The organism is Salinimicrobium oceani (assembly GCF_012037645.1).
The window spans coordinates 706,221-723,069 of sequence record NZ_JAAVJR010000001.1 but is presented as its reverse complement, the minus strand read 5'-3'; the positions used below and the strand labels follow the sequence as shown (position 1 = coordinate 723,069).

Annotated in this window: 10 protein-coding genes; 4 read left to right on the top strand and 6 right to left on the bottom strand. The window is 43.3% G+C overall.

All coding sequences use genetic code 11. The features are described from left to right. Positions 1–23 precede the first annotated feature (23 nt). Entirely contained in the window at positions 24–2,588 is a 2,565-nt protein-coding gene (gene tamL / locus HC175_RS03270) for a translocation and assembly module lipoprotein TamL (protein ID WP_168137055.1), read from the bottom strand. A gap of 37 nt (positions 2,589–2,625) precedes the next feature. On the opposite strand from tamL, the gene HC175_RS03265 reads away from it, so the two are divergent. Next, the gene (locus tag HC175_RS03265; RefSeq protein ID WP_168137054.1) at positions 2,626–3,369 is read left to right on the top strand and encodes a TrmH family RNA methyltransferase; all 744 of its coding nucleotides are present in this window, start codon (positions 2,626–2,628) and stop codon (positions 3,367–3,369) included. Here the strand turns inward: HC175_RS03265 and porT are convergent. After that, on the bottom strand, positions 3,356–4,063 hold the full coding sequence (porT, locus tag HC175_RS03260) for a type IX secretion/gliding motility protein PorT/SprT (RefSeq protein WP_168137053.1): 708 nt from the start codon (positions 4,061–4,063) through the stop codon (positions 3,356–3,358). The two genes, HC175_RS03265 and porT, sit on opposite strands and share 14 nt — an antisense overlap. Before the next feature lie 4 nt (positions 4,064–4,067). After that, positions 4,068–4,796 carry a bifunctional demethylmenaquinone methyltransferase/2-methoxy-6-polyprenyl-1,4-benzoquinol methylase UbiE gene (gene ubiE, locus HC175_RS03255; protein ID WP_168137052.1) on the bottom strand — a complete coding sequence of 243 codons (729 nt, stop codon included), beginning with the start codon at positions 4,794–4,796 and terminating at the stop codon, positions 4,068–4,070. Positions 4,797–4,931: 135 nt separating this feature from the next. On the opposite strand from ubiE, the gene trkA reads away from it, so the two are divergent. Beyond that, the gene (trkA, locus tag HC175_RS03250; RefSeq protein ID WP_168137051.1) at positions 4,932–6,281 is read left to right on the top strand and encodes a Trk system potassium transporter TrkA; all 1,350 of its coding nucleotides are present in this window, start codon (positions 4,932–4,934) and stop codon (positions 6,279–6,281) included. Then, the gene (locus HC175_RS03245; protein WP_168137050.1) at positions 6,281–7,777 is read left to right on the top strand and encodes a TrkH family potassium uptake protein; all 1,497 of its coding nucleotides are present in this window, start codon (positions 6,281–6,283) and stop codon (positions 7,775–7,777) included. Before trkA ends, HC175_RS03245 begins: the two co-directional genes overlap by 1 nt. A gap of 284 nt (positions 7,778–8,061) precedes the next feature. Here HC175_RS03245 and HC175_RS03240 read toward each other — a convergent pair whose 3' ends face one another. Further along, positions 8,062–9,252 (bottom strand): pyridoxal phosphate-dependent aminotransferase, encoded by a 1,191-nt coding sequence (locus HC175_RS03240; protein ID WP_168137049.1) that lies wholly within the window; start codon positions 9,250–9,252, stop codon positions 8,062–8,064. Between the two features lie 16 nt (positions 9,253–9,268). Beyond that, complete coding sequence (locus HC175_RS03235) at positions 9,269–10,369, bottom strand: fatty acid desaturase family protein (RefSeq protein WP_168137048.1); 1,101 nt, start codon at positions 10,367–10,369, stop codon at positions 9,269–9,271. 112 nt (positions 10,370–10,481) lie between these two features. On the opposite strand from HC175_RS03235, the gene rsmG reads away from it, so the two are divergent. Next, positions 10,482–11,111 (top strand): 16S rRNA (guanine(527)-N(7))-methyltransferase RsmG, encoded by a 630-nt coding sequence (gene rsmG / locus HC175_RS03230; protein WP_168137144.1) that lies wholly within the window; start codon positions 10,482–10,484, stop codon positions 11,109–11,111. 158 nt (positions 11,112–11,269) lie between these two features. On the opposite strand, the gene HC175_RS03225 is transcribed toward rsmG, so the two are convergent. Then, on the bottom strand, positions 11,270–16,849 hold a 5,580-nt coding region (locus HC175_RS03225), incomplete at its 5' end, for a LamG-like jellyroll fold domain-containing protein (RefSeq protein ID WP_168137047.1).

The window sequence follows — 16,849 nt, the reverse complement described above, 5'->3', positions numbered from 1 at the left end:
CAAAAATAAGAAAAATAGTCGGGTTAGAAAGGATAATTGATCCCCACATTAAATACCGCCTTGCCTAAATTGTAGCCCTTAAACCACCTGTTGCCAGCGCTTCTCGAAGGGTCATAGGTCTTAAAGCCAACATCAAATCTAAGCACGAAAAAATCAAAATCATATCGTAGCCCGATACCGGTTCCCAGGGCCAGTTCTTCAAGATCTGCCAGACTCGTGAAAGTGGATGCCTCTTCTTCGACCACATCAAATACGTTCCAGATATTTCCGGCATCTGCAAAAATGGCGCTGTTGAGATCACCAAACAGGTTAAAACGATATTCGGCGCTAAGAGCGATCTTAAGGTTGGCTTCGTTGAACTCATTGCGGCCGCCACTGCTTCCGGGGCCCAGAGAATATGGCTGCCATGCCCGGTTATCATTAGGTCCGCCTGCAAAAAAAGATCTTATGAAAGGGATGCTGTTCGAGTTGCCGTATGGAATGGCTATTCCTCCAAAACTTCGAATGGCAATGACATTTTCGCGCCCCAGATCCCAGTGTTTAATGTAATCGATCTCAGTCTTCACATACTGTGAGAAGTTTACTCCAAAAAGATTGTACCTGCCATTTTCGTCTTCCTTTATTCCTGCCAATTTTGAAACTGCCGAAAGCAGATTTCCTGCCGTTTCTAATTTTACCCGAAGTCTTGAAAAATCTTCGTCGTAAATATTTTCTTTTTTATTGAGAATGTAGGAGAGGTTAGTGGCGAAAATAAGATTGTCTTCAGTAAGCCTGTTCTTTCTTTCCCTTACGTCATTCATGATCTGGGTTTGTGTGCCAGTGAGATTCTCAATTTCCCCTAGTCTTGCGGCTCTGAGGAAAGCATTGGCTCCTTCCGGAATTTGCAGGAAGCGATCTCCATTATCATCTGTCACGAAAAAGGAATCGGGGGCACTGATGTTTTCTGAAGTTGCAATTTGATTGAGTTCTATGTAAGAATTGCGATAGACATTAAAATAATTGTCGGTATTGAGATTCCGAACATACTGAACATTGATCAGGTCCATCAGGTAGGTGAGATTTTCATTCGGCAGCCACCGGTAATTCATCACTGCTGTAAAGCTCTGCTTATCGAGACCAATATTGGTTTGTGTACTTGCACCAACCCCCAGCGTGGTAAATGGATACATGTACTTAGGGATAAATTTTTCTGTAGAAATAGGGAAAAGGATTCGCGGCAGCGTGAGATCTACATCGACTCCTAACTCTGTAATGTCAAAAAACCTGTCGGAATCATTAGCGGCATCCTTGGAAGATCCAATACTTCCACGACCCGAGATCTCAAGAATTTCTGCTCCTCTAAATACATTCCTAATTAAAAGGGAACCTCCAAACCCAATTCCAAACTTCTGAATGTTGCTTTGAGACAAATCGAATTCGAAGCCCAGAGAATATTTTTGCCTGGGAGTGAGAAACACGTTTGCGATAAGATCAGTCCCCGTAGAATCTGCAGGATCTTCCATATACTGAATGTTGGGATACCTGAAGATCCTCAACTGGTTCAGGCGATTGTAGGTGAGGGTTCTGTCAGCATCCGAATAGATGGTCTGCGGAGTAATGAAAATAGCGTCGGTGAGCGCCTGTGGGCGGAATTGCAGTTTCCCGAAACTGTAAAGGTGGTAACCTTCATTTGAGGCTGTATCTGTAATTGGTTCCTCCCTGTTCTCGTATCGGTAATCAGGAAAAATATTCACTTCACTAATCTTATGAACTTTATAGGGAATTCTGGTTTGGACGCCATCTACTGTGGCTTCCCTGTTCTGTATGGTGAGGGCAGCATTGACCTTATTGGCTGTTCCTACAGTGTCCGCTTCAAAACTGATATATTCCTGCTCGAAATGGTATAAACCGTTATTCCGGTATAACTGGGTGAGCCTTTCCCTCTCGGCGCCAAAATCCTGGGTTCTGTATTGTACCCCGGGAACGATTGTGGAATTTGCCTTGTGCACCTCGTAAATGGAATCGGCAACTATCGAGGCGATCCGGGTGGTGATGGAATCAACGATATAAGGTGCTTTGGGTGTAACGTAATAATTGACCTGGGCTCGTTTTTTATTTCCCGGGACGATCTCATAGCTTGTTTCGGCATTGAACCAGCCATTATTCCAGTACCAGGCTTTAAGTCTTTCCGCAGATCGCTGACTCTGAGCTTCAGTTACAATGGCGGGAGGTTCTCCCGTTTCCATGATCCACTCATTGATATTGACGTAAATATTTCCCAGTCGCACTACCTGTTTCTCTGAGAGCAGATCAATTAGTTGTTCTTCTCGACCGGGTTTCTTATGAAGCCAGTTAAGAAAGGTCGTATCTGGATCGGGATTGGCGAGATTATAAAGGTAAAGCTGCAGCGGCAGACCCAGAAACCGAGTGTTTGGCTCCTGGTAGAGCTGATTATAGATGTTTCTTTGGGAGATCTTTTCTCCATCCACATAAATGGTGTTGGCAGTTAAGAGTCTTTGATCATCTTCAACTCTTTTCACAGCATTACAGGAAGAAAGAAAACCAGCCGTTAAAAGAATTAATGATATTTTTGCCCAAATATGTTTCAAGTAGCCTTTTTAATGTGCTCAAAAATACAACTTTGGTATGTTTAGCAAAAGCCAAATCAAACTTATAAAAAGCCTCACGCAAAAAAAGTTCAGGCAAAAACACGGGCTATTTGTAATTGAGGGTAAAAAAGGCATTTTTGAGCTCCTTGATTCTGAGCTGTTATTGCATTCCCTATATACTACAGAAGATATTTTTGATGCTCCCAAAGCGCAGAGTTTTTATATTTCTGAAGCAGAGTTAAAGAAGATCAGCAACCTTTCTACTCCTCAAACGGCGCTGGCTGTTTTTCATATTCCGGAAGCAAAGGATTTTTCAGCTGAAGGCCTTAGCCTTGTTCTTGATGAGATACAGGATCCTGGGAATCTTGGTACCATTATCAGGATGTGTGACTGGTTTGGGGTGAGAGATCTTATTTGTTCCCATGGCACGGTAGATTGTTATAATCCTAAAGTGGTACAGGCGACAATGGGATCTATTGCCAGGGTGAATATTGGTTATACAGATCTAGCTGAATTTCTAGAAGGCTCACAGGAAAAATTTCCTGTCTACGGGGCGTTTTTGGAGGGTAATAACATTTATAGTCATGCTTTCCCTACTGAAGGTTTTTTGATCATGGGCAATGAAGCCAATGGTATCTCGCCCGCTATTGAGAGCCTGGTGACGCAGAAGCTCACCATTCCACAATTCGGAACTTCAGGAAATACAGAAAGCCTTAATGTGGCTACTGCGACCGCTATTTTTTTAAGTGAATTCCGCAGAAGAACCCTTACTGGAAAGTAAAGTTCAGAAATAATCCGCGAGAGGACATCTTATCTACATTGCCGGTATAGAAGCTGTTGGGATCATCATCTCTCACCAGTTCATCATTAATGGCAAATATTCCACGAATTGAAGGCGTGAATTTGAAGTAGTAGAGGTAAAGGTCAATTCCAAAGCCAATCTCGTAGTAGTAATTGTTGGTGGTCATCCTGAACTGCCCTTCTGAATTATCATCGGGGTTATTCTCATTACTTGACAGGTTGATGGAAGTGGAAAAACCACCCACCACAAAAGGTTTGTAGTTATTGATTCGGGTAGTGGAAAACTTCAGTAATAGCGGTACATGGACAAAAGTGGAGTTGATCTCCCGGAATGTCTTTTGATCGGCCTTTGTAAACTGGAAATTGATTCGGTTAAAGGAAACGCCGGGTTCCAGTCTCAGGTCAAGATGATCACTTAACCTCATGTTCCCAATAAGACCTACATTAAATCCAATGGTTCTGTCTACAGAATAATCCTTTCCGGTTGCAGGGCTGGCAATATACCGGTTGTAATCAAAATCAAAGTCGTAGGTATTAAAGCCAAGAAAATAGCCCCACGAGAAACGCTGCATATCAAAGTTGGGGTTATTCACGACGCTTTCGCCACCAAAAAGCTGAGCATGGCCCGGTAGAGCCCATACTAATGCCAGGACCAGGATAAAATACTTCTTCATAGTCTTATTTTGATGCAGCATAGATCGTTGCCACTCCCATAGTTTGTGGTTTATGCCTCACCTCTATAAACCCGGTTTTTCTCAAAATATTGTTTAGTTCCTCTCCATATGGAAAAGCAGCTGCACTTTCGCTGAGATAACTATAGGCGACCTTATCTTTTGAAAACAGCTTTCCAATGAGTGGAAGCAGATTTTTTGAATAAAAGTGATATCCCTGTTTGAACGGGAATTTTGTGGGTACTGAGGTCTCTAAAATGACAAAAATTCCGCCAGGTTTTAAAACGCGTAAGATCTCTGAAAGACCTTTTTCGAGATTTTCAAAATTACGCACCCCAAAGGCTACAGTGATTGCATCAAACCTATTGTCATCAAAAGGAAGAGCTTCAGAATCTCCCTGAATCATTTCAATTTTTCCTGTAAGCTGCTCCTCGGCTATTTTTTTGCGACCTACAGCCAGCATGCCTTCAGAAAGATCCAGCCCCACAATTTCTTTCGCTCCTGTTTTTGCCAGGCTTATGGCGAGGTCTCCTGTTCCTGTTGCTATATCAAGAACCGATTGGGGATTGGTTTCAGCAACCATGTTAATGACCTTCTTCCGCCATTTTACGTCAATGCCAAAAGAAATTACTCTGTTTAGCCCATCATAATTGGTTGAGATGGTATCAAACATCTGTTCCACCTGTTTCTTCTTATTTAGGCTGGAGTCTTTATAGGGAGTGATCTTTTTGGACATTCAGAAAAAATTTTTGCCAAAGATACAAGAATATCCACCAAATGCTTAGCGGGGAAAACCAAATTGTCAAAGTGTATTTTATTTTAGTTGAGGTAAATATCCTAACTTTGTCCCTCTTGAACATACGTGTCCCTTATGAAAATAATCATTGCCGGTGCCGGTGAAGTAGGATTTCATTTAGCAAAATTGCTGTCATACGAATCGCAGGACATCACGTTGATCGATAATAATCGAGAAAATCTTATTTATGCCGATGCCCACCTGGATATTAGAACCCTTAGAGGTGATGCGACTTCCATTTCGGTTCTAAAAGATGCACAGGTAAAGGATGTAGATCTTGTAATAGGAGTCACCAGTAGTGAGACCACCAATATTACTGTCTGTGTGCTGGCGAAGCAGCTTGGAGCTAAACGCACCATTGCACGTATTGCGAATACAGAGTTTCTTGAAAACAAGGAGGAAATAGGCTTCACCCAATTTGGGATCGATGAACTTATCTCGCCCGAAGCACTGGCTGCAAGGGAGATTGAATTGCTTCTAAACCAGTCGGCTTTCAATGACAGCTATGAATTTGAGGATGGCGCCCTTACCATGGTGGGATTAACGCTTTCGGAATCTGCTGCATTTGTAGGCAGATCTGTCAAGGAAACTGCAAAAATATTTCCGGGAATACATTTCATGCCTATCGCAATGAGGCGAAAGGACACCATAGAAACGATCATTCCTCGTGGGAATACCTCTTTTCGAGAGGGAGATCAGGTATATTTTGTGACGACCCGTGGGGGAGTGAACGATCTTTATAAGCTCACCGGAAAAAAGCGTCAGCAAATGAAGAATGTGATGATTCTTGGAGGAAGCAAAATTGGAAGAAAAGCCTCTATGGATCTCTGCAAAAAGAAGATGAATGTCAAACTTATCGAAAATGATAAGGACACTGCTTTTGATCTTGCCGATGAACTGCCGAAGACATTGATCATCCATGGTGATGGGCGCAATGTTGAACTGCTCGAAGAAGAGAGCATTCAGGATATGGATGCCTTTATAGCTGTGACCGGAAATTCTGAAACCAATATCATGACCTGTCTTGTAGCCAAGTCCAAGAATGTAAAAAGGACCATAGCCCTTGTAGAGAACATGGATTATTTTCAGCTAAGTCATTCTATTGGTATCGACACGCTCATCAATAAGAAACTCCTGGCCGCAAGTAATATTTTCAGGTATATTCGTAAAGGAGAAGTTGTTGCCATGACGCGACTCAGCAACATGGATGCCGAACTGCTCGAATTTATTGTGAAGCCCACTTCAAAAGTATCGAACAAAAAGATCATCGACCTGGAATTTCCAAGATCTGCTATTATTGGCGGCGTGATTAGAAATGGAATAGGGGAGATTGCACTGGGGAATTTCAAGATCCTTCCTGGCGACAGAATAGTGATTTGTTGTCTACCACACGCCATCCAGAAGGTTGAAAAATTATTTCTGTAATGCCGAGACTTAACAAACCCATCATCAGCCATATTATGGGGGTGCTCCTGGTTTGCAACGGCGGCTTTATGCTCACTGCTGCAGGGGTCAGTTTTTACTATGATGATGGCGTTACTCTCGATATTCTTGCTGCTGCTTTGATCACCATGGGCATAGGTGGCCTGGGAATGCTGCTTACCCGCGGACATAAACGCGAGGTAAAAAAACGTGACGGATACCTCATTGTTACCTTTGGCTGGATCTTTATGGCTCTTAGCGGTACTTTGCCTTACGTGATAAGTGAAAGTATACCATCTTTTACCAACGCCTTCTTCGAAACCATGTCGGGTTATACCACAACCGGCGCCTCCATCCTCAACGATATTGAATCTATTCCAGAAGGTCTTTTGTTCTGGCGAAGCCTTACGCACTGGATAGGAGGGATGGGGATCATCGTTCTTGCCATTGCCATTTTACCACTTCTTGGCATAGGGGGAATGCAGTTATTTGCTGCTGAAGCACCCGGCCCCAGTGCCGATAAGCTGAAACCGCGTATAACAGATACGGCGAAAAGACTTTGGTTCATTTACGTAGGCCTGACTTTTGCTGAAACTGTTCTTCTCTACGTTGCGGGAATGGGAATGTTTGATGCTGTTAATCATTCTTTGAGTACGCTTTCTACAGGTGGTTTTTCTACCAAGAACGCGAGTTTAGCGTACTGGAATGACAACCCCATGGTACAGTATATTGTCATTCTTTTTATGTTTCTCGCGGGTACGAATTTCGTGATCAGTTACTTTGGATTTAAAGGGAGATTTCGAAAAGTTTCCAGAGATGAGGAGTTTAAATGGTATTCTTATTTTGTCATCAGTTTTTCTGTAGTTGCTGCGCTTATCATTTATTTTAAGGCAGATCCCCAGCTTTCTTCCATTGATCATCCCATGGTGTGGGGGGAATTTGAAAGCGCGGTTCGCCACGGATTGTTCCAGGTACTTGCCATAGTTACTACCACTGGGTTCGTAACGGCAGATTATACGCTCTGGACGCCATTTTTGACTGTATTCTTCTTCGGAATGTTCTTTCTTGGAGGATCTGCAGGGTCTACGGCGGGTGGTGTTAAAGTAATGCGCCATGTGATCATGATAAGAAACGGGCTGATAGAATTTAAACGCACTTTGCATCCCAATGCGGTGCTTCCGGTACATTATAATGGGAAAAGTATTAACAAGAAGATCGTTTTCAATATTCTTGGGTTCTTCATTCTTTACATGCTTTCCTTTATTATTGGCGCGGTGGTTTTAGCTTCCATGGGTCTCGACTTCGAGACTGCAATTGGAGGTGCAGCCTCCTCTTTGGGTAATATAGGCCCCGCCTTTGGTGCTCTTGGACCCGTCAATAATTTTAATGCGCTGCCTGAACTCGCAAAATGGTGGTGCGCCTTCCTTATGCTCATAGGCAGGCTCGAACTCTTCACCGTTTTGATACTTTTGACACCTTTCTTCTGGAGAAACAGGTAAGTTTAGTGATCAGTGATCAGTGATCAGGGATTAGGGATCAGGGATCAGTGATTAGTATTCAGGGGAATGTATGATTGGGACTGAATGGGGATCAGCAATTTGTGAGGATCGGGCAAATAAGTTTGCCTGCGGTGGTGAAGTTTCCGAGAGGAAGTTTTTAGCACGGCGAATAGTACTTCTCAAAAATGTCATTTTTGAAGGGTCATTCAGCTTCAATTGGTTTTAGGAAAAAACAAAAAACCCCTGCTTCTTCAGCAAGGGTCTTCATTAATTATTTGAAAATATTAAGCTTCAGAAATGGCATTTTTGATGCGCTTCATTGCTTCTTCTATTTCAGTTTCACTTGCCGCGTAAGAAAAACGTATACAGTTAGGACTTCCAAAGGCATCACCGGTTACAGTGGCTACCAGGGCGCGTTCCAGGAGAAACATCGAGAAGTCGGTAGCGTCGTTGATCTTATAGCCATTGATGGTCTTTCCGAAGAAATGAGAAATATCGGGGAAGACATAGAAGGCTCCTTCGGGTTCAGTGATCGCAAAACCGGGAATCTGTGACATGAGATCAATGATTAGGGCCCTGCGGCTTTTAAACCTGTCTATCATGTACTGGATCTTGCTCACGGGGGCTTCGAGGGCAGTGATCACAGCACGCTGTGCAATACAATTTGCGCCGCTGGTAATTTGGCCCTGCATTTTGTTACAGGCACGGGCAATTTCGGCTGGGGCACCAATATAACCTATTCTCCAGCCAGTCATTGCAAAGGCTTTTGAAACTCCGTTCACAGTTACAACGCGGTCATACATGTCCTCAAATTCGGCCATAGAGGCATGACCTCCTATAAAATTGATATGTTCGTAGATCTCATCGCTTACCACCACAATGTCTGGGTGTTTCACCAGCACATCTGCCAGGGCACGCAATTCTTCCCGGCTATAGACCATTCCGCTGGGATTGGATGGGGAACTATACCACAACATTTTAGTCTTGGGAGTAATGGCCGCCTCTAATTGCTGAGGTGTCATCTTAAAATCTGATGCTACCGAAGTAGGTACTTCAACAGGAACACCCTCGGCAAGTTTTACAATTTCGGCATAACTCACCCAGTAAGGGCAGGGAAGGATCACCTCATCTCCAGGATCGAGCATCACCATAGCTACATTCGCTAAGGATTGCTTAGCACCGGTCGACACCACGATCTGAGACCTGTCATAAGTCAGGCCGTTGTCTCTTTTGAATTTCTGAATAATGGCATCCTTCAGCTCTACATATCCATCTACAGGGGTGTAGGAGTTATAGTTATCATTTATGGCCTGGATCGCTGCTTCTTTAATAAAATCGGGAGTGTTGAAATCTGGTTCTCCCAGGCTAAGGCCAATAATGTCTTTTCCTTCAGCCTTTAACTCTCTTGTCTTGGCGGCCATTGCCAGAGTTTGAGAGGTAGACATGTTGTTAATACGGTCAGATAGTTTATACATGCGAAAAAGTTATTATTTATGCTGAAACTGCAGGCTTCATGCCCATTTCCTTGAGATGTCGGAAGTGCGCAATTACAGCTGCTCGGGTGGTTTTATATTCGTTGTAAGGTAACTGGCATTCTTTTGCTGTTTCTCTCACGATCTTTGAAAGTTTGCTGTAGTGAATATGGCTGATATTCGGAAAAATGTGGTGTTCAACCTGGTGATTCAATCCGCCGGTAAACCAGTTGATGAGCCTATTGCGGGTAGAAAAATTAACTGTGGTGAACAGCTGATGTATGGCCCAGGTATTTTTCATGGATCCTGTATTATCTGGTAAAGGCATTTCAGTTTTTTCTACCACATGCGCCAGCTGAAACACAACACTCAGAATGAGGCCAGCTGTGTAGTGCATAATAAAGAAGCCAAGCAGGATCTTCCACCACGAGATGCTTAGAATGAGCATGGGGATTACGATCCAGATGGAAACATAGATGAGTTTTGTTACTGCAAGAATACTCCACTGTTTTACAGGATTAGGCATTTTTCCGTAGGAAAGCTGCTGAGCAAGATATCTTTTGGTTTGCTTAAAATCTGTTGTCAGAGCCCAGTTGAAAGTGAGCAGACCATAAAGGAAGATGGAGTAGTAATGCTGAAATCTGTGAAACTTATGCCATTTTGCATGCTGACTGAACCGAATAATTCTACCGGCGTCAAGATCTTCGTCGTGGCCGTGAATATTTGTATAGGTATGGTGAAGCACATTGTGTTGTACCTGCCAGTTATAAACATTTCCAGCAAGAATATAGATGGTGCTGCCCATAATTTTATTGATCCACTTTTTGGATGAATAAGACCCGTGGTTCCCGTCGTGCATAATATTCATTCCCACGCCGGCCATTCCTATTCCCATTACTACGGTAAGGAGGAGCATCCACCATTGAGAAATTTCAAGGGTCAAAATAAGAAAGTAAGGAGACAGCAAAAGTGAAAACATGACTACAGCTTTCAGGTGCAGTTTCCAGTTTCCGGTTTTGGATAAATTATTTTCTTTGAAATAGCTGTTCACCCTGCTATTGAGGGTTCGGAAAAATTTTGCTGAATCTGTCCGGGAAAATCTTACTGTAGAATTGTTCATTAAAATGCTAAAAATTGATCTGCAAAGGTATAAGATTAAAATTCTCTGCTGTTATAAGCACAGCTAATTAACTGCTTTAAATTAATTACTTTTGCACAAAAAGCAAGAAAATTTGGAACTTCTCGAGAAATATTTTCCCAATCTTACTCAGGATCAGAAAAATCAATTCGGAAATCTACAGGAACTTTATAAGGACTGGAACCTAAAGATCAATGTAGTGTCCCGAAAAGATATTGATGAATTATATCTACGGCATGTACTACATTCACTGGGGATAGCAAAGGTGCAGACCTTTTTACCGGGCGCATCTATCCTCGATGTGGGAACAGGTGGAGGCTTTCCGGGAATTCCCCTGGCTATTCTGCATCCCGAAACGAGTTTTCACCTGGTAGACAGTATTGGGAAGAAAATAAAGGTTGTGAATGAGGTAACAGAAGGACTGGGCTTAAAGAATGTCCATACTACAAATGCAAGAGTAGAGGAGGTTCCAGGACATTATGATTTTATAGTGAGCAGAGCTGTAGCGGCGATGCCCACTTTTGTTCACTGGACAAAAGGGAAAATTGCAAAGGAAAGTAAGCACGAACTTAAAAATGGGATTCTCTATCTTAAAGGAGGCGACTTGACAGAAGAGCTTGCAGATTATTCAAAAGCCGACATATATGAGCTGTCAAACTTCTTCGATGAAGAATTTTTTGAAACAAAAAAAGTAGTCTACTTACCGGTTAAATTTAGAAAATAGGCATTGCCCACAGAAGATAAAAAAACCTGCCTGAAAAGCTTGTAATTCATCATCCTGAATTACTTCAGGATCCTAACCAGTTTAAATTTTAATAACTGGAAGCTGATATAAGTTCAGCTTGACGAAAAATGGACTTTTCAGACAGACTTTTGCTAAGGCTACTCAACAAGAAATTTGTGCACTACCACCGAATCCTCTGAATAAACTCGTATAAAATACATTCCAGTTGTCTGCACATGAACCGGTAATTCGATGTGACTTGTAGGTTCAATGTTGTTGTAGACAAATATCTCCTGCCCTAAAGAGTTGAATAAAATCGCTTTTTTGACAGGTAATAATCCTTCATTCTCAATGATCACCTCTTTGTTTTTAGAAGAATAAATAACCTCCAGCCATGGTGGTGCAGGTAAAGGATTTTCAGGATTTTCAATGATGATCTCATCTCCATCTCCGTCACTATCTCCATCTCCATCTTCGTCTCCGTTATCCTCACCGTCTCCATCGCCATCTTCCTCACCCTCCCCTTCTTCAGGATTTACATCTTCTCCCGAATCCACGTCTTCATTGGTAGAAAAGACTATGGAATAGCGACCATGAATGTTTCCTTTATCAACACTTGCCATAAATTCTGAATCCTGTAGATTGTGATAGGTATCTGTAATACTATCCTTGACATAGATCGCAAACTCTTTGGTGACATTCTCCAGATCATCTATGCTTATACTGAACTGGCCACCTTCAGCAGTTTTAAGTCCCAAAGGCAGGCTGCGGCTCTGGTCGAAATCGGGCACTCCCTGAATTACCAGTTCTGCATCTCCCATTAACCAATACATATCTTCCTTATTATTATCTATAAGCGGTGCATCAAAGCCAAGATCAAAGCCAGAAGTTGTTCTTTTATCTGCTGTGACCAGTAACTGCCTGTGGTAACCTGCAGGAGATTTAAACTTGATCCAGATCTTCTTTTGCTTTTCCTCCGCATTTTCAGAAGCAGTAGAAGTGGGCAATTCTTTCCTGTTAGCAGAGAAAAATACTACCTCATCACGGCCTCCAGTGGTTTTGTCAATGCCTTCTCTTTTATATATCCTCTGTGAATTCTGAAATACAATTTTGTCTCCTCCCGTGGTCACCGCCTGGTCTCCATTATACTCTATAACAGTGTTCACAAAGAAAGCCTGCCCTACGGGGATGTAATCTCCAGGCCTTTTGCTCCCAGTTCGCGAAGGATCGCTGTTGTCAATGCGACTGTCTTCAGAAGATGCCGGTTCTACTGCTCCAGCGAGGTTATAAACTGCATACCCACCAATATAATGTTCCAGATAGTGGTCTGTCTTGGCAAAATGATCCCAGAAGTACAGGCTGCCATTAAAGGCACTGGCCGCGTTGTTATTGGGTACAATATTGTCTTCAATAAATTGATCTGCATCAATGGAAGAGGGATAAGGATTTCCAATTAGATAATTCTCACCATCGGGCGTTTCATTGATCTGCAGTTCGATTTTGCCATTGTTGGGTAAGCCAACGAAAGTGTAGTTTTGCAGCTGCGTGTTGCTTACATAACCCGAAGTTCCTTTCATGCTGTAACCTTCGCCCACTGCAAGGCTGCCTGTGCTGCCAATATGGTTCCATGAGTAGTAATTGTTAGCGGTACCATGAAAGCTGTGCAGCCAGTAGGTGCTCACTCGCCGCGGATTTGTAAGAGGACCATCGGCATAGTGATAGGTGTTCCCAAAGTTAAGATCCCTCGGCGTGGTTATGGTGCCATCCTTCATAACCCCTTTGATGCTGAAATTCGAATTGATACCCGGGCTTACAGGAGAGGTCCAGTAATTATAATTATAGCTGCTTGCAGTTCCCTGCTGGTCACGTTCTAGCGAGCCGGAGCTGGTGGAAGCGAGTATACTCTCCGGGTCCTGAATTAACTGAGATTCCCCAACCAGATCTATGACTCCGTTAAGCTGAAGGTACCGGCTTACGCGTAAGCGCTGACCAGAATTCGTTTCATTCTGCTGTCCCGAAGGGTTAGAAATTGTCAACCTGCCAGCTTCAGATCTTAATCCTAACACGGTAATATCCTTTGCCTGCGAACTGATGTTGTGACTGGCCACTACAATATTCCAATCAATATAAGTTGTACCATCTATTCCCAAGCTGTTGGGATGATCCCAAACCGTGGGTCTAAGCCAGGTGTCATCTGCTGTCCAGGCTCCGTTCTTTGCTGAAGTGTAGGGTAGAGGGGCAGTATTTTGCTGCAGGGTCTTAATATTGACCATTTTCCCGTCATAGGCGTTCGGGCCTTTGTCTTTAGTTGTTCCTCCAGTAATCTCGCTTACAATAAGTGGGTAGTAAGCAAGGAGGTCGGTATTATAGCTAAGAGGGCCCGGGGCATCCAAAGGTAAGGCAGTTCCCCTAAGAGGATCGCTTCCCACTTTGAGTCTTTGATTCATAAGAAAGCGCACCTGCTCCAAGGTCAGAGATTTTTTCCAGATCCTCACTTCTTCTATCCACCCATGAAAAAAGTCTTCGGCTAAACCAGTGGTGGCATTATAAGATGCTCCCAGAATAACTGGTTGTGCAATGGCGGTGGGAGCGCCAGGTGTCCCGGCAGATACTTTAATCCCATCCACATATAAGCCTTTATCTTCTCCTCCTGTTATGACAGCGATGTGATACCAGCGATCTGTTCCTATTGGATGACTGGAGCTTACAATACTGCCATTCCATCTGAACTTCGGAATGTTATTCTCGACGATAAGGTCAAAGCCTCCTGAATTTACTGCGGAATTATCCCTTTTTGACAGGATAGTTTTTTTACCGTTCGTCTTTTGGGCATCCTGCTTTACCCATGCCTCAATGGTAAAAGCGGAAGGCAGGTCAAATTTGTTTCCGATAAGTACATGATCATTAACTCCGTCGAAATCTAACGTACTGCAATTTGTAAAGGAGATCTTCACATCGTCTGTCGTTCCGCAAGGAACAGTCCAGCGTAGCGTATAGGTTCCTACTTTTCCGGAGAATCCAGATTGAGGATCATTTGCGTCTACCAAAGTACCACCTGTTCCGTTCACAATAGTCCAGAAACCTTCAGGTGCTGGTTCCCCGTCTACTACTTCAGGATTAAAGACAGCAGCAAGATTTGTAAAGAGATTTCCGCATTCCAAAACCTGATCCGGTCCTGCGTTGGCTAAAAGCTCAGCTGGTTCGTTAATGACAACTTCAAGAGCAACTTCACAACCATTGGCATCTAATACCCGAACTTCATAAGTTCCTGCGGCAAGGTTCGTAGCTGTGGCAGTCGTTTGACCAATTCCGGTCCAGACATAGGAATAGGCCTGGCCACTGCTGTTGGGAGTACCTCCCGATGCTATTACAGTTGCTTCACCATCATTTCCGCCATAACAAGTTACATCTGTGCTCGATACCAGTTCGAGGGTTAGTGGATTAGCAGGTTGTTTTATTTCTACCTGGCGTGAAGGGAACACAGTATTTTCGGTGTCTTTCGCTTCTACAACGTAAACTCCAGCAGGAAGATTATTGAAGGTGTTTTGCTCCTGATAGGCTCTTACAATTTGTCCGGCTGCATCTTTAAGGCGGTATTGATAGGCAGGTTTTCCACCCGAAGCTCTGGCAGTAACGGTACCATTTGAAGCTCCATAGCAAAGAAGTTCATTGGCAAAGGCAACAGCATAAAGAGGGGACACAACTGTAGCTTCGTTGTTAGTTGAATAACATTTCGGATTATTACCGTTCCCCTGTGTGGTACCACATTCCCTATTAACATTGTTCTGAAAGGTAAGATAGATCCCTTCAACCTTTATAATATCTCCACAATTGTATTCTATCTTATAGGTTCTCGCAATATCGGGGATCGCAGTCTTGTTGTAAAAACACTTATTGTCATCTGGAACTGGAATCGTTCTCGTCTCACCGGTCTCAAGATTTTGGATGGAATAAATGAGTTCCACATAAAGGCTGTACCTGTGAGGGCTTGATGGAATATAGATATAGATATATTTCTCATCTGTACTGCTGCAATTTTCAGAAGTGATCCTGTTACCATTAGCATCCCCTATAAAATAACTGTTGATATCTAAATCATTTGATCCACAATCATCAGAAAAGCAGCCGCCCACATGTTGAATAAGGGTTTGCTGAAATTCTCGTCCCTTCGAATCTCTTACAGTTAATGTAATAACTTTATCGCCAATCGTGCTGTATTCAACTTTATGACGGCCTTTCCCTGTTGCAGTTGCTGGGGTGGCGTCCTGTCCAAATGACCACTCATAGGTATATCCGGGGGTTCCTCCAATGGCACCGCCATTTTCTACTTCAAAATATGAAGTACGAATAGTGTCATCTCCTTCACAAATTGAGATGGGAAGAATATTAGCCGTTAACGAGTCAACAATTTCCACAGTTTTTTGGGCAGAACATCCATTGGCATCTGTAACAGTGACGGTGTAATTACCTGCAGCCAGGTCTTTCGCAGTTTGTCCTGTTTGTCCATTAGACCAGGTAAAAGTATAGTTGGGCGTGCCACCAGAAACCTGTGCAGTAGCAGTCCCCGTAGACGATCCATACAATGTAGTTTCCGTGGTCATGAAACCTGTGACTTCAAGTTTCTGTGGCTGGGAAATTGTAAAACTTCTTTCTTTAGAACAGCCATTGGCATCTGTAACGATCACAGAATGAGTTCCCGGTGCTAAATTTCCGGTAGTAGGAGTATTAGTGGTTTGACCATTGCTCCAGGTATAGGTAAATCCTCCTGTTCCTCCAGTGGCTTCCACTGTAGCTGTACCGTTATTTGCCTGATAACAGCCAGTTGTGGTGCTAATGCTCGTGATGTCAACAAAAGTGGCAGGTTCGGTAATAGTGATGTTGAGCGTTTCAGTTTCACATCCGTTCGCATCAAAAGCTTTTACTGAATAAGACCCTGCCGGGAGATCGGTTTTTGTATCCCCGGCTCCCATACTGCCCCAGTCATAGGTGTACGGTGCCACACCACCGGAAGCTTTTACAGTAATTTCTCCCGTGGCATTCCCATTACATAATACATGGACAACATTCTCGGTTTGAAGCTGAACAGGATCAATAATAACACTTTGTATGGCTGTGGTGGAATTTCCTGCCGCATCTGTAAAGGTCCAGGTGATTTCTCCGGAAGTGGTAAATGTGGTTGATCGGTTTGCAGTGGCAGTGATCACGTTATCACAATTGTCTACAGTGGTAGGCACGTCAATAGTATATTCACATCCCCATAAAATATCCTCCAGCTGTGGGGCCTGAGGGGCTTCTTTATCTTCAACTATAATAGTTTGTACAACCGGGTCTGCTTCATTTCCATTGGCATCGGTAACAGTCCAGGTCACTGTAGTGGTTCCAACGGGATAGGTGGCATTCAGCGCTTCCCCATCACTTCGCACTCCGCTGGGATTACCCACGGTACAATTGTCTGTAGCTGAAGCCTGTACTCCGGTAACTCCGGCGTAACATTGTCCTGCAATATTAGAGACTGTAATATCGCCGCCTGCAGTAATTACAGGTTTTTCGTTGTCTGTGACGGTGACAACCTGAGTAGCTGTCTGAGTATTATCAGAATTATCTGTTACGGTCCAGGTGACGGTAGTGGTCCCTAAAGGAAAAGATAAAGGAGCATCGTTTTCAACCTTTTTGACACCACAGTTATCAGAAGTAGTTGGATTTCCCAGGCTAACTCCTGAAGCAGAACAACTGTTAGC